This window comes from Dactylosporangium cerinum, assembly GCF_042653625.1.
Taxonomy (GTDB): Bacteria; Actinomycetota; Actinomycetes; order Mycobacteriales; family Micromonosporaceae; genus Dactylosporangium; species Dactylosporangium cerinum.
The window spans coordinates 44,226-61,664 of the sequence record NZ_JBHSIU010000009.1 but is presented as its reverse complement, the minus strand read 5'-3'; the positions used below and the strand labels follow the sequence as shown (position 1 = coordinate 61,664).

Below are 17,439 nucleotides of genomic sequence, written 5' to 3'. Positions count from 1 at the left end.
TCGTCGCAGCAGCGCTAGAAGCCCAGCGCCGCGCCGTCCGCCCGGGGCTCGGAGCCGGCGACGTAGCCGGACGGCGTGCGCCAGATCGCCTGGCCGTAGCCGAAGGCGCCCTGCTCCTCCACGATGCGCACCTGGTGACCGCGTCGTCGCAGGTCGTCGGCGGCGTCGGCGAGGCCCGGCTCGAGGCGCACGTCCAGCCCCGTGTGCCAGTACCAACGCGGCCTGTCAAGCGCGGCCTGCGGGTCCAGCAGGTCGTCGACGGTCGAGCGGACCACCTGGACATGGCCCTGTGGCTGCATGTGTCCGCCCATGACGCCGAACGGCCCGACCGCAGCGCCGTCCCTGGTCAGGAACCCCGGGATGATCGTGTGGAACGGCCGCCGCCGCGGTCCGACCTCGTTCGGGTGCCCCTCGGCGAGCGCGAACCCGGCGCCCCGGTTCTGCAGGCTGAAGCCGGTGCCGGGCACCACGACGTGTGAGCCGAATCCCATGTAGTTGGACTGGATCAGGCTGACCATGCGCCCGTCGGCATCGGCTGTGCAGAGGTAGACCGTCCCGCCACGGGCCGGGTCACCGGGCGGATGCTCGATCGCCCGCTGGCCGATGCGCGTCCTGCGCTCCGCCAGATAATCAAGATCCAAAAGATGCGGCGGCGGTACGGCCAGCGCAGGATCCCCCACATACGCGTGCGCGTCGGCGAACCCGAGTTTCACCGCCTCGATCTGCCGGTGCAGGTCGTCCTCGCCCCCGGCGCCGAATCCGTCGAGGATGCCCAGGGCCTGCAGCGCGGCGATGCCCTGCCCGTTCGGCGGCAACTCCCAGACGTCGTGCCCGCGGTACCGCGCGGAGAGCGGCTCGACCCACAGCGACGCGTGCTCCGCCAGGTCGGCCTCCCGCAGCAGCCCGCCGGTCCGCTCGGCGTGCGCCACGAGCGCCTCGGCGAGCTCGCCCCGGTAGAACGACTCGCCACCGGTCGCCGCGATCGACCGCAACGTCCGGGCGGCGTCCGGGTTGCGGAACCGCTCCCCGGCCCGCGGCGCCCGGCCGCCGTGCGTGAACACCCGGCTCCACTCAGTGAACTCGTCGCCGGCCAGGCCCGCGTGGACCACCTCGACGGCGCGGTCCCAGTGGTGCGCGACGGTCGGCGACACCCCGTAGCCGTGCTCGGCGTACGCGACCGCGTCCTCGAACAGGTCCGCGAACGGCAGCGAGCCGAACCGTCCGTGCAGGTCACGCCAGCCGGCCGGGGCGCCGGGCACGGTCACGGGCAGCCAGCCGCGGGCCGGCATGACCTGGTCCGCGACGGCCTGCGCGCCGCCGAGCGCGGCCGCGGCCCGGGCCGACGGCTCGCGCTGGACGACGAGGTCCCGGGTCAGCAACGCCGGCGACCGCCCGGAGGCGTTCAGGCCGTGCAGCTGTGAGCCGTCCCACACCAGGGCGAACAGGTCGCTGCCGATGTCGTTCGAACCCGGCTGGAGCACGGTCAGCGCGGCGGCGGTCGCGATGGCCGCGTCCACGGCGTTGCCACCGCGGCGCAGCACCGCCAGCCCCGCCGACGCGGCGAGCGGCTGGGCGGTCGCCACGACGCCCCGCGGCGCGTACACCGGCCGGCGCGGATGCAGGTCCTTCGACATCTGTGGATCTTAAGCGATGCAGTGCACCCCGCCGCTCCGCCCGGCACCCGCGGCCACCCGGCAACCCCACCCATGCCGATCGGCGACCAGCCTCCGAGCGAACCGCAGCCCCGGAGGCACGCACCGGCCACCCTGCCGACCACACGACACCTTCAATCAACCCATGATCGAAGACGCGACCCGCGCCCAGGTCTTCGGTCACGACCGGGTTGATCGAAGGCACCCCACGGTCCCCGGAACTGACAGTCACCGGAACGACCGGTTCGCGACTTCGATCACGGGAAAGATCCGCTCCAGGAGCGGAACAAGCCCTGTCCGGACATCGAAAACGCGAACCGGACACACCCGGCACCCCGAGTCGCATGCCAGCCCACCGCCGAACAGCCACCCCGCGCGCTCCGCGGATCTCAGGCGATGCGGCGCAGCCTGCCACCCTGCCGGGCGACCCGCAGCCCACCCGGCAGCGCCGCCGGCCCCTGCCCGTGCCAGTCGGTGACCAGCGCGTCCATGGCGACCACGTGACGGTGTGACAGCGCACCCCCGGACACGCCGAGCCGGCGGGCCCACGAGTGCAGCACCCGCGTGCGGACCGGCGGTGGCAGCCGCTCCAGCTGGGCGACGTCGAGCTCGTCCGTCCCCACGACCGCCTTGTCGAACGCGTCCGAGGCGAGCTCGTCGAGCAGCGCGGTGTCCGCGGCGATCAGCCCCGCGGTCCGGGCGAGGTTGTCGATCACGGCCGGTCCCAGGGCCGTCACCAGCGGCCGGACGCGCGAACGGGCATACGCGTGATCGGTGTTGTGCGGGTCCTCCCACGGGCTCAGCCCCGCCACCTCGCACGCCGCCCTGGTGTCGGCCCGTGTCACGTCCAGCAGCGGCCGGGCGAACAGCACCCCCTGCCGCTCCCGCCTGGCCGGCATCCCGGCGAGCCCGTGCGGCCCGGCGCCGCGGGTCAGCGCCAGCAGCACCGTCTCGGCCTGGTCGTCGCGGGTGTGGCCGAGCAGGACCAGCACCGCCCGGTGCGCCTTCGCGGCGGCGACCAGCGCCGCATACCGGGCGTTCCGGGCCGACGCCTCCGGCCCTCCGTGCCCGCCGACCTTGACCGTCCGCACGTCCACCGGGTCGAACTCGTGGTCCCTCGCCCATCCGGCGAGCCGGGCGGCCCGCTCCCCGGAGCCCGCCTGCAGGCCGTGGTCGACCGTGACCAGGCCGCAGTGCGTCCGCATGCGCTGGGTGACGAACCTGGCCGCCACGGCGAGCGCGAGCGAGTCGGCACCGCCGGAGCAGGCCACCAGCACCGTGTCGCCGGGCGACAGGTCGGCCAGGCCACGCCGGACCGCGGCACGCACCGCGGCCACGGCCGGCGCGAGCGCGGCCATCGCGATCAGCCGGTGGTGTCGGACTTGGCCGGCCGCTCCTGGGTGCCGTCGCCCTCGTCGCCCTCGTCCGCCTTCGCCGCCGGCTCCGCCTCGGCCGGCACCGCCTCGTCGACAGGCTCGACGGTCGTGGTCACCGTGGTGACCGGGGGCGTGGCCGTGGCCTCCTCGGCCGACAGGCCCGCCACCTCGGTCGGCTCGGCCACTCCCGCCTCGGCCGACGCCGTCTCCACGGGCTCGGGCAGCGTCGGCACCGGCGCCGGCGGCACCTCGACGACTCCCGCCTTGGCCGGGGACGCCGCCGGGGACTGGACGGTCGTGCCGGTCGCGGCCTGCGCGACGGGCGGGATGGCGACGGGCCGGTTCAGCGCGCCCGAGCCGTGCACCCGCACGACCCACGCGTCGGGATCGCTGAGCTCGTCGAGCCGCGGAATGGTCAGCGGCGACTGCCAGATCTTGTTGAAGCCGTCCATGCCGATCCGCTCCACGACCGCGTGGACGAACTTGCGGCCCTCGGCATACTGGCGCATCTTCACGTCGACGCCGAGCAGCTTGCGCAGCACCCGGTCGAGGGGGTTGGCGGTCGACTCGCGGCGCCGGTTGAACTTGGCCCGGATCTCCTCGACCGACGGCACCACCTCGGGGCCGACGCCGTCCATGACGAACTCGGCGTGCCCTTCCAGGACCGTCATCAGTGCGGTGAGCCGGTCGAGCACGGCCCGCTGGGCGGGCGTCTGGACCAGGTCGAGCACGGAGATCTTGCTGTTGGGGTCGCGGACCACGTCGGCGAGGGCGCCGATGCCACGGCGGAGCCGCTCGGCGAGCTGGTCCTGGTTGAGCTGGGACGCGTCCACGAACGCGCCGACCTCACCCAGGAAATAGCCCCGCATCCAGGGGACCGCGGTGAACTGGACCCGGTGGGTGACCTCGTGCAGGCACACCCAGAGCCGGAAGTCGCGGGGTTCGGCGCCCAGCCGGCGCTCCGCCTCGACGATGTTGGGGGCGACCAGGAGCAGCTGGCCAGGGTCCGCGGAGAAGACCTCATACTGCCCGAGGACCTTGCCCGACAGGTACGCCAGCACGGTGCCCGCCTGCACGCCGGTGAACCGTGACCCGATCGCGCTGGCGACCGGCCCCGGCTGTTTACCGCCGGCGAGCCGCTCGGCCAGGGGCTGGATCACCTGCCGGAGGCCTTCGATGTTGGTCGCCGCCCAGTCCCGGCGGTCGACGATGCGCACCGGTGGTGCCAGGAGCTTCGTGCGCAGGCCGGTGAAGGAGCTGACGTGCTCGGTCGCCTCGTCCGCCAGCCCCCGGAGGTTGGTGACGGCGGCGGCGGCCTCCTCGTAGGACACGGCAGGGCCGCTCTTGCCCAACGCCGCTGCGGTTGCCGCGGCCAGATCCCAATCGACGAACTGCGCCATGAACCCACCGTACCCGCGCCCGACCACCGCCTGCCGCTGAGAAGACCCGGAGTCGACCCTCGGCGACGGGTCAGCTACCGGCAGCCACAGGCGGCGAGCGCGGCGGCGACCCGGTCGAGCGCGACGACGGCCTTGTCACGGTCCGTGGTCTGATCGGCCATGAACGCGAACGCGAGGGTCCGCCCGTCGGCGTCCACGACGATCCCGGCGAGCGAGTTGACGCCGGAAAGCGTGCCCGTCTTGGCCCGGACCAGCCCGGCCGCGCCGGCACCCTCCTGCGGTTTGACATACCGTCCGGTCAGGGTCCCCGAATACCCGGCAACCGGCAGGCCGCTGAAGATCCCGTGCAGGTCGGCCCGGTCGGAGCGGGCGGCGGTCGCCAGAAGCGTGGTGAGCAGTGCCGGAGACAGCCGGTCGTTGCGGGAGAATCCGCTGCCGTCGACCAGCCCGTACCCGGTCACGGGCAGGTTCAGCTCCTCCAGCACGGCCCGCATGGCGGCGGAACCGCCCTCGAACGACGCCGGCTGTCCCTTGGCCAGCGCGACCTGCCGGGCGAGGATGTCGGCGAGCACGTTGTCGCTCTCCGTCAGCATGAACTCGACCAGCCGGATCATCGGCGCCGACTCGACCTTGCCGAGTTCCTGCGCGCCCGCGGGCGCGGTCCCCGCGGCGACGGCGGCCGGGGCCAGCCCGAGCAGCTTCGCGAACGCCTGGGCGGCCTGCACGTCGGGCTGGGGATACCGCACGGCATACGGGGCCCGGTTCGGCCGGCCACCCTCGGTCATCAGCGGGGTGATCACCGCGCCGGAGCCGGCGGTGGTGGCGTCGGCGTCCCAGCCCGGGCCGATCCCGGATCCGGGGGTGAACACGGAGTTGTCGTAGCTGACCTTCGTCGGTGCCGTGTCACCGAGGGCCTTCTTCACCTGCGCGGCCAGGTCGTCGAGCCGGGCGGAGCCCGGGTAGTACGGGTTCGGGAACACGGCGAGGGTCGGGTCGCCGCCCGCGACGATCACGACCTCACCCGGCTGCGCGCCGGCGACGACACGGGTCGGGATGCGGTACGCCGGTCCGCGCGCCGCCAGGGCCGTCACGGCCGTGACGATCTTCGTGGTGGAGGCCGGGGTCATCGCCGCGTCGGGCTCGGAGGAGAACAGGACCTGCCCGGTGGCCACGTCCACGACGGAGGCGGTGATGTGCGGGCCGAGCGCGGGCGCGGCCAGCAGCGACGTCAGGGCGGCCTTCACCCCGTCCGGCGAGGGCAGCGGCGCCTGGCTGTCCATCGCGGCCAGGACCGCGGGCGGCAGCTCGGGCGTGACGCCGGCGGTCCATCTGGCCTGTCCGTCCGACCCGGCGAGGCCCAGCAGACGGATGGTCTGCGGTCCCGCGTACACCGAGCCCAGCGCAGCGACGAGCGCCACGACCAGCGCGATGACCGCGACAACGGTGCCAACCTGTGGTCTTTCCCTCGCCAACGGACCCTCCCCGTTCCACCGTGGTGCTGTCAGGGAGACTAATGGTCGGCGCAGCGGTGCGAGGGTGAGGAGTCATCAGATGGACTTCGACGTGACGGTCGAAATCCCGAAAGGTCAACGCAACAAGTACGAGGTTGACCACGCGACGGGCCGGATCCGGCTCGACAGGACGCTGTTCACCTCGACGCAGTACCCGGCTGACTACGGCTTCATCGAGGGCACGCTCGGCCAGGACGAGGATCCGCTCGACGCGCTCGTGCTGGTGCAGTCCCCGACGTTCCCGGGCTGTCTGATCCGCTCGCGGGCGATCGGCATGTTCCGCATGACGGACGAGAAGGGCGGCGACGACAAGGTGCTCTGCGTGCCCGCGGAGGACCCGCGCCTGGAGCATCTGCGCGACATCCACCACCTGGGCGAGTTCGACCGGCTGGAGATCCAGCACTTCTTCGAGGTCTACAAGGACCTGGAGCCGGGCAAGAGCGTCGAGGGCGCCACGTGGGTGGGCCGGGTCGAGGCCGAGGCCGAGATCGCTGCCTCCCGCAAGCGCTACCAGGACGCGATCGCGGACGGCACCTATCACGACCCGGGGGTCGCCCCGACCGTGCGCCCGACCGAGTAGTGGCTCAGCCCGCCTCGACGTGCGCGACCTGGATCAGGCGCGCGCCGTCGCGGCGGGTGACCAGCCAGCCCCGCCCCGGTGGCAGCGGACCGGGGCGGACGTTGCCGAGCAGCGCGCCCTCCTCTCTGTCCCCGGACAGCAGCAGGCCAGGTGAGGACAGCTCCCGCAGCCGCTGCAGCACCGGCTCGAACAGGGCGCGTGACGCGCCGCCGCTGCGCCGCGCCACGATCAGGTGCAGGCCGACGTCGCGGGCCTGCGCGAGGTAGGGCAGCAGCGGATCGATCGGGTTGCCGGGTCCGGTGACGACCAGGTCGTAGTCGTCGACCAGCACGAAACACTCCGGCCCGGTCCACCAGCCGCGGGTGCGCAGCTGGTCCTGGGTGACGTCCGGCCCCGGCAGGCGCCGCTGCATGTAGGTGGCGACCGAGGCGACGAGGTCCTCGGTCTGCTGCGCGCCGGTGCCGTAGCCGATGAGGTGTTCGGTGCGCACCGCGCCGAGCAGACTGCGCCGATGGTCGACGAGCACGATCCGCGCCTCCTCGGGCGTGAACCGGTCGCTGATCGTCGTGGCCAGGCCGCGCAGCAGCGTCGACTTGCCCGAGCCGGCATCGCCGAAGACCAGCAGGTGTGGCTCCGCGCCGAGGTCGACCCGGGCCGGACGCAGGTCGGTCTCGGCGATGCCGACCGGCAGGTCGAGCGGGTTGGCCGGATCGGCGTCGCCGGCCACCGCCGCATACGGCACGAGGACCGGCAACAGCCGCACCCTCGGCGCCGCGTCGCCGGTCCAGCCCGCCGCGACCGCCTTGACCAGGTCCGCCTGGTCGCCGCTGGTCAGCTTCGGCAGCGCGACCAGCAGGTGCAGCCCGTCGGAGGTGACGCCCCGGCCCGGTGCCTCCTTCGGCACGTTCGCGGCGGCCTTGCGCGACGCGAGGGAGTCGCTCTCGTCGCCGAGCCGCAGCTCGATCCGGGAGCCGAGCAGGTCCCGCAGCGCCGGCCGGAAGTCCATCCAGCGCGACGCGGACGCGGCGACGTGGATGCCGTAGGACAGGCCACGGGTCGCGATGTCGGTGATCGCGCTCTCGAGGTCCTCGTAGTCACCTCGGACGGTCGCCCAGCCGTCGATCACCAGGAACACGTCACCCCACGCGTCGGCGGCCGCGGCGGCGCTGACGGTGGCGCGGCGGCGGCGGTACGTGGCCATGCTGTCGATCCCGGCCTCGGCGAAGCGCCGCTCCCGGTCGTTGAGCAGGGCCGCGACCTCGCCGACGGTGCGGCGGACCGCGGCCGGGTCGAGCCGCCCGGCCACCCCGCCCACGTGTGGCAGGTCCCGCAGGCCGAGCAGCTGCCCACCGCCGAAGTCGAGGCAGTACACCTGGATCTCGGCGGGCGTGTGGGTCAGCGCAAGCCCGACGATCAGGGTGCGCAGTGCCACCGACTTGCCGCTCTGCGTGCCGCCGACGACGGCGACGTGCCCGTTGGCACTGTCCAGGTTGAACCACAGCACGTCGCGGCGCTGCAGGAGCGGCTTGTCGACCAGCGCGACCGGCACCTGCAACGCACCGCGCAACCGGGGGTCGGCGACGCTCAGGCCGCGGCCCGCCTCGATCGCGACCGGGCCGAGCAGCTCGTCGATCGACGCCGGCGTGCTCAGCGGCGGCAGCCACACCTGGTGCGCGGGGACACCCTGACCGACCAGCCGGTCGACGAGGATGTCGAGCAGACTTCCCGAGGGCTCCTGCGAATCCGGCGGCTCCGCCGAGGGCGCCCGGGGCGGCGCGAACCGAGTGTCGTAGACCGCGACCCGCCGCCCCGGCTCCGCAGCCGCACCGGCTCGTCCCGCTTGATGGTGTACGCCCGACACGTACGCAGCCTTGAACCTGGTCAGCGGCTCGGTGCCGGATTTGAGGTAGCCGTGGCCGGGCGAGCGCGGCAGCTCGTAGGCGTCGGGGACGCCGAGCACCGTGCGCGACTCCAGCGACGAGAACGTCCGCAGCCCTACCCGGTAGGACAGGTGCGTGTCGAGGCCGCGCAGCCGGCCCTCCTCGAGCCGCTGCGAGGCCAGCAGCAGGTGCACACCGAGCGACCGGCCGACCCGCCCGATCTGCACGAACAGGTCGATGAAGTCCGGCTTGGCCTCCAGCAGCTCGCTGAACTCGTCGCAGACCACGAGCAGGCTCGGCAGCGGCGCGAGCGGCGCACCGCCGGCGCGGGCCCGCTCGTAGTCGCGGACCGAGTCGTATTCACCGGCCCGACGCAGCAGCTCCTGGCGGCGCACGACCTCGCCGTTGATCGCGTCGGTCATGCGGTCGACCAGCGGCAGCTCCGCCGCCAGGTTGGTGATGAACGCGGCGACGTGGGGCAGCCGGTCCAGCCGGGCGAACGTCGCGCCGCCCTTGAAGTCGATGAGCACGAAGTTGAGCGTCTCGGACGAGTGCGTGGCGGCCAGGCCGAGCACCAGCGTGCGCAGCAGCTCCGACTTGCCGGACCCGGTCGCGCCGATCAGCAGCCCGTGCGGGCCCATCCCGTCCTGCGCCGACTCCTTCAGGTCGATCTCCACCGGCTGTCCCTGCGGCCCCACCCCGATCGGCACCCGCAGCCGGGCGCGGTGCGGGCGCGGTGCCCACGCCCTCGCCACGTCCAGCGACCATGGGTCGTCGAGCGCCAGCAGCGCCGCCAGGTCGGCGCCGGTGTCCCGCTGACCGGTTTCGTCGTCGGTGCCACCGGCAACCGCCAACCTGATCGGCGCCAGGCGACGGGCGAGCGCCTCGACCTCGGCGATCGCGAGGGCGTCGGGCACGCCGATCGAGCCCTCCGGCCCGGCCTGGGCACCGTCGGCCGCCACGGACGTCGTCACCAGCTCCCCACCCGACGGGTGGAGCACGATCGCGGCCGGATCGAGCAGCCTGGACGGCGCGCCGTCCAGGTCGATCAGGGTCACGCCGTCCACGCCGCCGTCGGCACCGAGGTGGCCGCCACCGTCAAGGTCACCACCGTCGAGCACGACCACCAGGTGCGGCGCGGCACCGCGCCCGGCGGGGCGACCCGCGTCGAACCTGGCCCGGTTGGCCAGGAGGTCGTCCAGGAGGGCCTCCAGCTCGACCGCGGAACCGGCCACCAGCCGCACCGGCCCGACCGCGTCCGTGCGCGCCGGATGCATCGCGTGCGGCAACCACTTCGTCCACTCCCACCGCTCCCGGCGGTGCGGCCCGGCGCAGACCGCGATCAGCAGGTCCTCGGGCGCGTGGAACACCGCCAGCTGCGCCAGCATCGCCCGCACCAGCGCCGCGGCAGCGTCGTGCGGCGCCTCGGCGCTCAGGTGCACCCGGGCGAAGCTGCGCAACGAGATCGCCACCGGCAGGTCGGGCACCACCGAGCAGGCGTCGAGGAACCGGCGCAGCGCCCCGGCGGTCAGCGGCTCCAGGTCCTCCAGCGGCCCGGTCAGGGGCGGATGCAGCGGCGTCGCGAGGGTCTGCGGGCCGACCGCGACCCGCACCACCGCGAAGTCACCGTCGGTCGGGCGCCGCTCCCACAGCCGGAAGCTGTCCACCGTCGACCACAGCGAACCCGGGTCGGGATGCCGGTAGTGCAGCCCGGTGCGCTGCTTGGCGGAGGTGTCGCGGACCTGCCGCCGCAGCGCCGCCAGGTGACGCAGGTAGTCCCGGCGGGCGGCCATCATCTCCGCCTTCTTCGGGCCGCCGCCCGCACCCGCCGACGTCAGCAGCATGCCCAGCGTCGAGAACCCGAACACCGCCCCGATCACGTACGAATACGTCCCGCCGTCCCGCCCCGCGAACAGCAGCGCGGTGGCGAGGGTGCCGGTGAGCATCGGCACCACCTGGACCATCTGCTGCCAGCGCGACGGCGGCACCGGCGGGATCTCCGGCGGCGCCTGGACCACCAGGTCACCGCTCGGAATCTCGGGCGCGGGCCGCCGAGGCGACCGCTTCATGATGACCGTGCTCACGCCAGAGACTGTAAGTCCGGCACAGTCGACGCGGGACCCCTGATGCATCCTGCGTGACAACTCCATCACACAACGTCCGATTCGTGCCGGCAGGGCGACACTCACCCATCGACCGTGGTACCTCTGAATCCATGCCCGCAGCCTCGCCCGGCCTGGCCCGCGTGACGATCAACTCGCCCCAGCGGCGGGTCGACGTCGCGCTGCCCGACGCCGTGCCCATAGCCGAGCTCCTGCCCGAGTTGCTGCAGCACGCGGGCGTCGGACTCGCCGACGACGGCGAGCGCCACGGCGGCTGGCTCCTGCGCCGCGGCGATGGCACCGCGTTGTCCGCCACCACCGGCCTCGCCGGCCAGGAGGTCCGCGACGGCGCCGTCCTGCACCTGGTCCCGGCCCGGTCGAGCTGGCCCGAGCTCGAGTTCGACGACGTGGTCGACGCGATCGCCGCCGGCGCCCGCCGCCAGGGCGTCGCCTGGAGCCCCGCCGCAACCCGCGCCGCCGCCCTCACCGCCGCCGGCGCCGGCCTGCTCGTCGCCCTCACCGCCACCGTCCGCAGCGACCTGCCGCTGCTGGCCGCGGTCGCCGCCCTGGTCCTGATCCTCACCGGCACGCTCGCGTCCCGCGCCTACGGCGACGCGCTCACCGGCGCGACCCTCGCCGGATACGGTCTGCCGTTCGCGGCCGCCGCCGGCTGGCTCACCGCTCCGCCGCTCACCGACGCCGCCGGCCGGACCCTGCTGGCCTCGACCGCCCTCCTCATCGCCTCACTCCTGGCCGGCGCCGGCGTCGCCCACCTGCTCCGGCTCTTCGTGGCCGGCGCCACCACCGCCCTGCTCGGCGTCACCGGCGCCTTCCTCGCCCTGCAACTGCGCCCCGCCGCGGCCGCCGCCGTCGTCCTCGCGGCACTCGTCGCCGGCGTGGCCGGCACCCCGCTGCTCGCCATCCGCCTCGGCAAGCTGCCGATGCCCGTCGTCGCCCTCCCCGGCGACCTCACCGCGACCGGCGCCGGCCTCGGCACACCCCCGGACCGCGGCCGCGTCTTCGCCGCCGTCGCCCGCACCGACGAGATGCTCACCGGCCTTCTGCTCGGCTGCGCCCTCACCGCCGCCGCCGCGACCACCGTTCTGACCCACTCCCGGGACGTGTCCGGCCTGGTCCTGGTGGCGGTCGCCGGCGCGGCCCTGCTCCTGCGCGCCCGCATGTTCGTCACCGTCCGCCACCGGTTACCCCTGCTGGCGGCCGGCGGCTGCGGCCTGGCGACCCTGGCCGGGTCAGCCCCACCCACACCGGCGCTGACGTCGCTGATCGCGGTCGTGGGCGCGGCGGTGGCCCTGACCGGCGCTCGAGCGGCGTTGCGCCCGCTTTCTCCGTACGCCGGCCGCGCCGCCGACATCCTCGACATCCTCTGCCTGGTCTCGGCGGTGCCGCTCGCCTGCGCCGTGCTGGGCCTGTACGGCCTGCTCAGCTGACCTGTCCACCGCCATGTGCCCGGGACGTCCCCAGCCACCGGGACTGCTCTCCGACACCGACGTTCGCACGTAAACGCGGCGCGCCGCCTGCACGACGCCGCAGCACGAAACGCGCGGCGCAACGCCCGCAGCTCGGAACACGCGGCGCAAACGCCCGCAGCACGGCACACGCGGCGCAAACGCCCGCAGCACGGCACACGGGGCGCAACGCCCGCAGCACGAAACACGCGGCTGCCGCCCGAAGCACGGAACACGGGGCGCAACGCCCGCAGCACGGAACGCGCAACGCCCGCAGCACGGAACACGCGGCTGCCGCCCGCAGCTCGGAACGCGACGCGAAACGCGCGGCCCGACGCCCGCAGCACGGAACACGCGGCTGCCGCCCGCAGCTCGGAACGCGACGCGAAACGCGCGGCCCGACGCCCGCAGCGCGACGTCGGCGCTCCCACCGAGCCGCGACAGAGGCGTGGGACGCCCTTGCGCTGCAAGCTTTCACCGAGGCAGCCGGGCACGACAGCTTGTCAATGATCCAAGTCCTGGCCCGGTCGGTCCTGCACCACGCCGCCAGGCGCGACCTACCAGCGAAAGCGTGAAGCGTGAGGGACGCCCACACGCAGATGCCGCCGAGCGAAGACTCCCGACCACTGGTCCGGACGGACTGGGGCTCGGGCGCCGGATGCTGGAGTGCGGCGCCGGGTGCCGGCTGCGTCGATTCGGCGCTCCCGATGTCCGGATGAGGCCCTTTGCGAGCTTGTTCCGCCACCAGAGTGGATCTTTCCGGTGATCGAAGTCGCGGGCTGGTCGTCCGCACGACCAGGCCCATCCTTCGATCACGGTCGCAAGATCGGCCACAGGGCTCAGGCTCACCGCGGCAAGTGCGGATCTCGAGTTGCCACCGCCGCCATCACCCGATCGAAGGCGGGCAGGGGCGTACTCCGCGACGCACGTTTAGGGGTTGGTTAAGAATCGCCCGGCGGCGGGACGGGAGGCTGACAGACCCGGCCAACACGGTCCAGAATGGGTGCCATCGCACCCGCCTCCCTCCCCCGTGCCGCCGCCCGTGGCCTCGTTACGGCGGTCTTCGCGCTGCTGGCGTGCCTGGTCGCGGCGCAGCCGGCCGCCGCTGACCAGACCAGGTCGGCGCAGTGGCAGCTCAACGCGCTCGACGCGAAGGACGCCTGGAAGGTGTCGACGGGCCGCGGGGTGATCGTCGCAGTCCTCGACAGCGGAGTCGACGCGACGCATCCCGATCTCGCCGGACAGGTGCTGCCCGGGCTGGATCTCGTCGACGGCGGTGACGGCCGGGTCGATCCGGTCGGGCACGGCACGACGGTCGCCGGGTTGATCGCGGGGCGGGCCGACGACAACACCGGCGTCGCCGGGATCGCGCCGGGGGCGAAGATCCTGCCGGTGCGGGTGCTCGACAAGCTGAACAAGTACGACGACCCGGCCGTCATCGCCGAGGGAATGCGCTGGGCGGTCGATCACGGGGCGACGGTGCTCAACCTGTCGCTCGGCGGCGCGCTGCGCAGTGACGAGATCGCGGAGGCGTTGCGATACGCGGCGGCCCAGGACGTCGTGGTCGTCGCGTGCACCGGCAACATCGCGACCGACCCGTCGATCCACGAGGTGTGGTATCCGGCCCGGGAGCCGGGGGTTGTCGCGGTCGCCGGCTTGAGCGGGGGTACGCCACCGAGCGCCACGCCGGCGGCAAGCCCGAGTGCGTCGAAGGCGGGTGGCAACGGCGGCGGGCTGTGGGCCGGATCGTTGACAGGTCCGGAGACCGTGCTGACCGCCCCGGCCGACAATCTCACCGGTGCGCGCCCCGGCGGCGGGTACTGGCAGGTGCAGGGCACCAGCTTCGCCGCTCCCCTGGTCGCCGCGACGGCATCGCTGATCCGGGCGAAGTATCCCAGGATGAGCGCCGCGAACGTGATCAACCGGCTGATCGGCACCGCGAAGGATCTGGGTGCGCAGGGGCGGGACGACCGGTACGGGTACGGGGAGGTCGACCCCCTGGCCGCGCTGCGCGAGCCGGTGGCGGAGGTCGTCGCGAACCCGCTGACCGTCGCCGCGCCGAAGACGGAGAGCGGGAAGCCGGCGAAGCCGAGCGCGGCGGCGCAGAAAACGGACGAAGGCGGCGCGGCCCCGCAGCCGGTCAGCGAGGCGGCCGGCCTGTCCGGCGCCCGGCAGTCACCGGACGCCGAGCCGGTCGGCAGCAGCGTCACCGTCGGTCTCGCGGCGACGCTGCTGATCCTGATCCTCGGTGCGGCCGGGGTACTGGTCCGCCACCGGACCAGACGCCACGACCGCTGCTAAGCCAAGGTGCTCAGGCGCACTTCCCGGTCCCGGTCGGGTCGTTGTGGGTCTTGCCGGCCTCGGCGACGACGGCGGCCTCGTCGGCGGTGATGGCGAAGCCGGTGTTCTGGTCGTCGGCGGCGGCGGCGAAGATGACGCCGAGGACGGTGCCGTCGGGCGAGACGAGCGGGCCGCCGGAGTTGCCGCTGCGGACCAGCGCCCGGATCGTGTAGATCTCGCGGGTGACCTTGCCGTCCTCGTAGATGTCGGGGCCGGTGATCTCGCGGTGGTCGCGGATGCGGGCGGACTGCGCGTTGTACGGCCCGTCCAGCGGATACCCGATCACGATGGCGTCGGCGTTCGTCTCGGCCTTCTTCGTCGCGAACGGCATGACGGGCGCGTTGAGCCCCTTGACGTAGAGGACGGCGAGGTCGCGGTCGGGGTCGTACGCGACGACGATCGCCTTCTTCTGCGAACCGTTGACCTCGACGGTGGTCGACTTCGTGCCGGCGACGACGTGGGCGTTGGTCATGACGCGGTCGGTGGCGTACACGAAGCCGGAGCCCTCGATGCGCCGGGAGCAGCTCTGCGCGATGCCGCGGACCTTGACCACGGACCGCTCGGACTTCTTCACCAGCTCGGAGCCGGCGAGCTTCGGGTCCGGCGCCTCGACCTCCCGGACGCGGGTCGGCGACAGGCCGTCGAACACGTCGGGGAAGCCGCGCGTGTCGACGGTGTCACGCAGCGCGGCGGAGAGCCGGTCGGCCTGCTGCGGCATGAGCTTGTCGACGCCGTTGAGGATGAACGAGTTGCTCACCGAGCTGGCCAGCCACGGCAGCGACGACTGGCTCAGCGGCGCGGCGACCAGCCAGACCACGACCAGCACCGCAACGACGGAGACGACCGCGCCGCCGGCGTTGTCGACGCCCTGCGCGGTGCGGTTGACGATCGCGCTGCGCAGCCGGTTGCCGACAAAGCTCGCGAGGGCCTGGCCGGCGACCGCGAGGCCGAAGACCGCCGCCAACGAGACGACGACCCGGATCGGGTCGTCGTCGAACTGCTGGGCTATGACGGGCCCGATCTGCAGGCCTAGGAGCGCACCGCCGAAGAAGCCAGCGAATGACAGCAGACCAACGAGGAACCCCTGGCGGTAGCCGTTGACGGCGAACATCACCACGAGGAGCACAAGGACGATATCGATCACGCTGCCAGACACGCATTCAGCCTACGGTGGCGGCACCAGGTGCCGGCAGTTCCTCAACCCGGTCTGTCGGCCAGTCGACCGCCCATCCGCCGAGTTCCAGCAGCGTAGAGACCACGCCGGCGGTGAATCCCCACACCAACATGTCGTGTATCCGAAACGCCGGACCGATCCATCCGCTCGGGTGGCGGATCCGCAGGCGGTTCGCCGGGTCGACCAGATCGCGGATCGGCAGGCGCTCGACCCGGGCCACCTCGGCCGGATCGGCGGGCCCGACGGGGTGCGGCGAGCGCCACCACGCGACCACCGGCGTGACCAGGAAATTACTCACCGGGATCCACAGGGTCGGCAGGGTCGCGACGACCTCGACGGTGGCCGGGTCGAGCCCGACCTCCTCCTCCGCCTCCCGCAGCGCGCACGCGATCGTGTCGATGTCGGTCGGGTCGACCGCCCCGCCGGGAAACGCCGGCTGCCCCGCGTGGTTGCGCATCGTCGCGGCGCGCTGGAGCACCAGGATGTCGGGGCCGCTCTCCGGCTGCTCACCGAACAGGACCAGCACCGCGCTCTGCCGCTGCCCTTCGTCGTCCGGGGTCGGCAGGCGCGTGAAGTCGCCCGCCTCGGTGTCACGCAGGCGGGTCAGGAGCGGTTCCAACCAGTCAGGAACGTCACTCATGCCGCCACCTCGATCCCGAGATGGTCCGCCGTGAGGGCCCTGATCTTCTCGTCGTCGAGGGCGATCCCCTGGTACGTGTAGACGATGCGACCTCCCGGTGCGATGAACAGCGTCGCCGGCAGCGCATTGGCAACGGACTTGCCCACGACCTGACTCAACGCGATCGAGAACTGCTGGTCGCGGTCCTCCAGCATCGGAAACGTCAACTGTTTGTCGTCGATGACCGACTGTGCGGCGGGCCGGGAGTCCTTGACGATCACGCCGACGACCCTGACCTTGCTCCCGGCCGCGGTCACGAACCGCTGGAGCGCGGGCAGCTCCGTGCGGCACGGCTCGCAGTTGGACCGCCACAGGTTGAGGATCGTCGGGGTGCTGCCGAGCTGCGCCACATCGACGTACCGGCCGCCGTCGAAGCACCGCACGGCCATCGCGGGCAGCGGCTTGCCGGCGACACCCGCCGACGGCGACTGGGCCGGCGAGGGCGAGGCGGCCTGCAGGCACGGCGGGCCGGTCGGTGCCGCCGCGGCGTCATCGATCTTCGGGGATTCGTCGGTACACCCAGCGAGCGCGAGCAGCGCACCGGCCACCAACCCGGCGAGGACGCGTCTCATGAGGCCAGGGCCAGTTCCGTCAGCTCCGCGACCCGAGGGCCTTTCAAAAGTCCGATCGCCGTCTCCAGGTCGGTGGGGCCTATCCCGTAGGACGGGCAGTCGCGCCGCAACGTGCACGCACCGCATGCCGGTTTGCGGGCGTGGCAGACCCGGCGGCCGTGGAAGATCACCCGGTGCGACAGCATCGTCCAGTCGCGGCGCTCGATCAGTGCACCGATGGCGCGCTCGATCTTCACCGGGTCGGTCTCCGTGGTCCAGTGCCACCGAGAAGTGAGCCGCTGGAAGTGGGTGTCGACGGTGATGCCGGGCACCCCGAACGCGTTGCCGAGGATCACGTTGGCGGTCTTGCGCCCGATCCCGGGCAGGGCGACGAGCTGGTCGAGCGTGCCCGGCACCTCGCCGTCGTGCCGCTCGATCAGCGCCTGGCCCAGCTTCATCAGCGAGTCGGTCTTGTTCCGGAAGAAGCCCAGCGGCACCAGCATGTCCTGCATCTCCGTCCGGTCCGCGGCCGCGTAGGCGGCGGCGTCCGGGTAGCGCGCGAACAGCTTCGGGGTCACCTGGTTGACCCGCACGTCAGTGGTCTGCGCGGACAGGATCGTGGCGACGGCGAGCTCCAGCGGGGTGCTGAAATCCAGCTCGCAGTGCGCGTCCGGGTGGATCGTCGCGAGTGCCCGCCCCATCCTGCGGGCACGCCGCTTCAGCCCCAG

The 17,439-nt window shown here is 73.1% G+C and carries 11 protein-coding genes and 1 pseudogene; 3 read left to right on the top strand and 9 right to left on the bottom strand.

What is annotated here, in order from left to right; genetic code table 11:
- Positions 1-14: 14 nt before the first annotated feature.
- From ACFPIJ_RS05410 to dacB, 4 genes and pseudogenes are all read right to left on the bottom strand, one after another.
- Positions 15-1,634, bottom strand: coding sequence for a gamma-glutamyltransferase family protein (locus ACFPIJ_RS05410; RefSeq protein ID WP_380113495.1), 1,620 nt, complete (start codon positions 1,632-1,634; stop codon positions 15-17).
- A 407-nt stretch (positions 1,635-2,041) separates the two neighbouring features.
- Complete coding sequence (gene tilS / locus ACFPIJ_RS05405; RefSeq protein ID WP_380113494.1) at positions 2,042-3,010, bottom strand: tRNA lysidine(34) synthetase TilS; 969 nt, start codon at positions 3,008-3,010, stop codon at positions 2,042-2,044.
- A 374-nt stretch (positions 3,011-3,384) separates the two neighbouring features.
- A pseudogene (locus ACFPIJ_RS05400) lies at positions 3,385-4,428 on the bottom strand (zinc-dependent metalloprotease); the annotation flags it as partial.
- 74 nt (positions 4,429-4,502) lie between these two features.
- A complete protein-coding gene (gene dacB, locus ACFPIJ_RS05395) occupies positions 4,503-5,900 on the bottom strand; it encodes a D-alanyl-D-alanine carboxypeptidase/D-alanyl-D-alanine endopeptidase (RefSeq protein ID WP_380113493.1) in 1,398 nt (465 codons plus the stop codon).
- A 79-nt stretch (positions 5,901-5,979) separates the two neighbouring features.
- On the opposite strand from dacB, the gene ACFPIJ_RS05390 reads away from it, so the two are divergent.
- Positions 5,980-6,519, top strand: coding sequence for an inorganic diphosphatase (locus tag ACFPIJ_RS05390; protein WP_380113492.1), 540 nt, complete (start codon positions 5,980-5,982; stop codon positions 6,517-6,519).
- 4 nt (positions 6,520-6,523) lie between these two features.
- Here ACFPIJ_RS05390 and eccCa read toward each other — a convergent pair whose 3' ends face one another.
- Positions 6,524-10,483 carry a type VII secretion protein EccCa gene (eccCa, locus tag ACFPIJ_RS05385; protein ID WP_380113491.1) on the bottom strand — a complete coding sequence of 1,320 codons (3,960 nt, stop codon included), beginning with the start codon at positions 10,481-10,483 and terminating at the stop codon, positions 6,524-6,526.
- A gap of 131 nt (positions 10,484-10,614) precedes the next feature.
- Between eccCa and eccD the strand changes: the two genes are divergently transcribed.
- Positions 10,615-11,949, top strand: coding sequence for a type VII secretion integral membrane protein EccD (gene eccD, locus ACFPIJ_RS05380; RefSeq protein WP_380113489.1), 1,335 nt, complete (start codon positions 10,615-10,617; stop codon positions 11,947-11,949).
- A gap of 1,017 nt (positions 11,950-12,966) precedes the next feature.
- Entirely contained in the window at positions 12,967-14,268 is a 1,302-nt protein-coding gene (gene mycP / locus ACFPIJ_RS05375) for a type VII secretion-associated serine protease mycosin (RefSeq protein WP_380113487.1), read from the top strand.
- 10 nt (positions 14,269-14,278) lie between these two features.
- Here mycP and ACFPIJ_RS05370 read toward each other — a convergent pair whose 3' ends face one another.
- Genes ACFPIJ_RS05370 through nth form a run of 4 tightly spaced genes read right to left on the bottom strand, consistent with a single transcriptional unit; the run spans position 14,279 to position 17,412 of the window.
- Complete coding sequence (locus ACFPIJ_RS05370) at positions 14,279-15,463, bottom strand: MarP family serine protease (protein ID WP_380113485.1); 1,185 nt, start codon at positions 15,461-15,463, stop codon at positions 14,279-14,281.
- A 4-nt stretch (positions 15,464-15,467) separates the two neighbouring features.
- On the bottom strand, positions 15,468-16,121 hold the full coding sequence (locus ACFPIJ_RS05365; protein WP_380113483.1) for an NUDIX hydrolase: 654 nt from the start codon (positions 16,119-16,121) through the stop codon (positions 15,468-15,470).
- On the bottom strand, positions 16,118-16,732 hold the full coding sequence (locus tag ACFPIJ_RS05360; RefSeq protein WP_380113481.1) for a TlpA family protein disulfide reductase: 615 nt from the start codon (positions 16,730-16,732) through the stop codon (positions 16,118-16,120). Before ACFPIJ_RS05360 ends, ACFPIJ_RS05365 begins: the two co-directional genes overlap by 4 nt.
- A complete protein-coding gene (nth, locus tag ACFPIJ_RS05355) occupies positions 16,729-17,412 on the bottom strand; it encodes an endonuclease III (RefSeq protein WP_380113654.1) in 684 nt (227 codons plus the stop codon). The genes ACFPIJ_RS05360 and nth overlap by 4 nt, the downstream gene beginning before the upstream one ends.
- Between the last annotated feature and the right edge of the window lie 27 nt (positions 17,413-17,439).

What these genes read in the sequence shown, in the direction of transcription:
- ACFPIJ_RS05410 (WP_380113495.1), bottom strand. Translation starts at nt 1,634, where the DNA reads ATGTCGAAGGACCTGCATCCGCGCCGGCCGGTGTACGCGCCGCGGGGC.
- eccD (WP_380113489.1), top strand. Translation starts at nt 10,615, where the DNA reads ATGCCCGCAGCCTCGCCCGGCCTGGCCCGCGTGACGATCAACTCGCCC.
- ACFPIJ_RS05390 (WP_380113492.1), top strand. Translation starts at nt 5,980, where the DNA reads ATGGACTTCGACGTGACGGTCGAAATCCCGAAAGGTCAACGCAACAAG.
- nth (WP_380113654.1), bottom strand. Translation starts at nt 17,412, where the DNA reads ATGGGGCGGGCACTCGCGACGATCCACCCGGACGCGCACTGCGAGCTG.
- mycP (WP_380113487.1), top strand. Translation starts at nt 12,967, where the DNA reads ATGGGTGCCATCGCACCCGCCTCCCTCCCCCGTGCCGCCGCCCGTGGC.
- ACFPIJ_RS05360 (WP_380113481.1), bottom strand. Translation starts at nt 16,732, where the DNA reads ATGAGACGCGTCCTCGCCGGGTTGGTGGCCGGTGCGCTGCTCGCGCTC.
- ACFPIJ_RS05365 (WP_380113483.1), bottom strand. Translation starts at nt 16,121, where the DNA reads ATGAGTGACGTTCCTGACTGGTTGGAACCGCTCCTGACCCGCCTGCGT.
- tilS (WP_380113494.1), bottom strand. Translation starts at nt 3,010, where the DNA reads ATGGCCGCGCTCGCGCCGGCCGTGGCCGCGGTGCGTGCCGCGGTCCGG.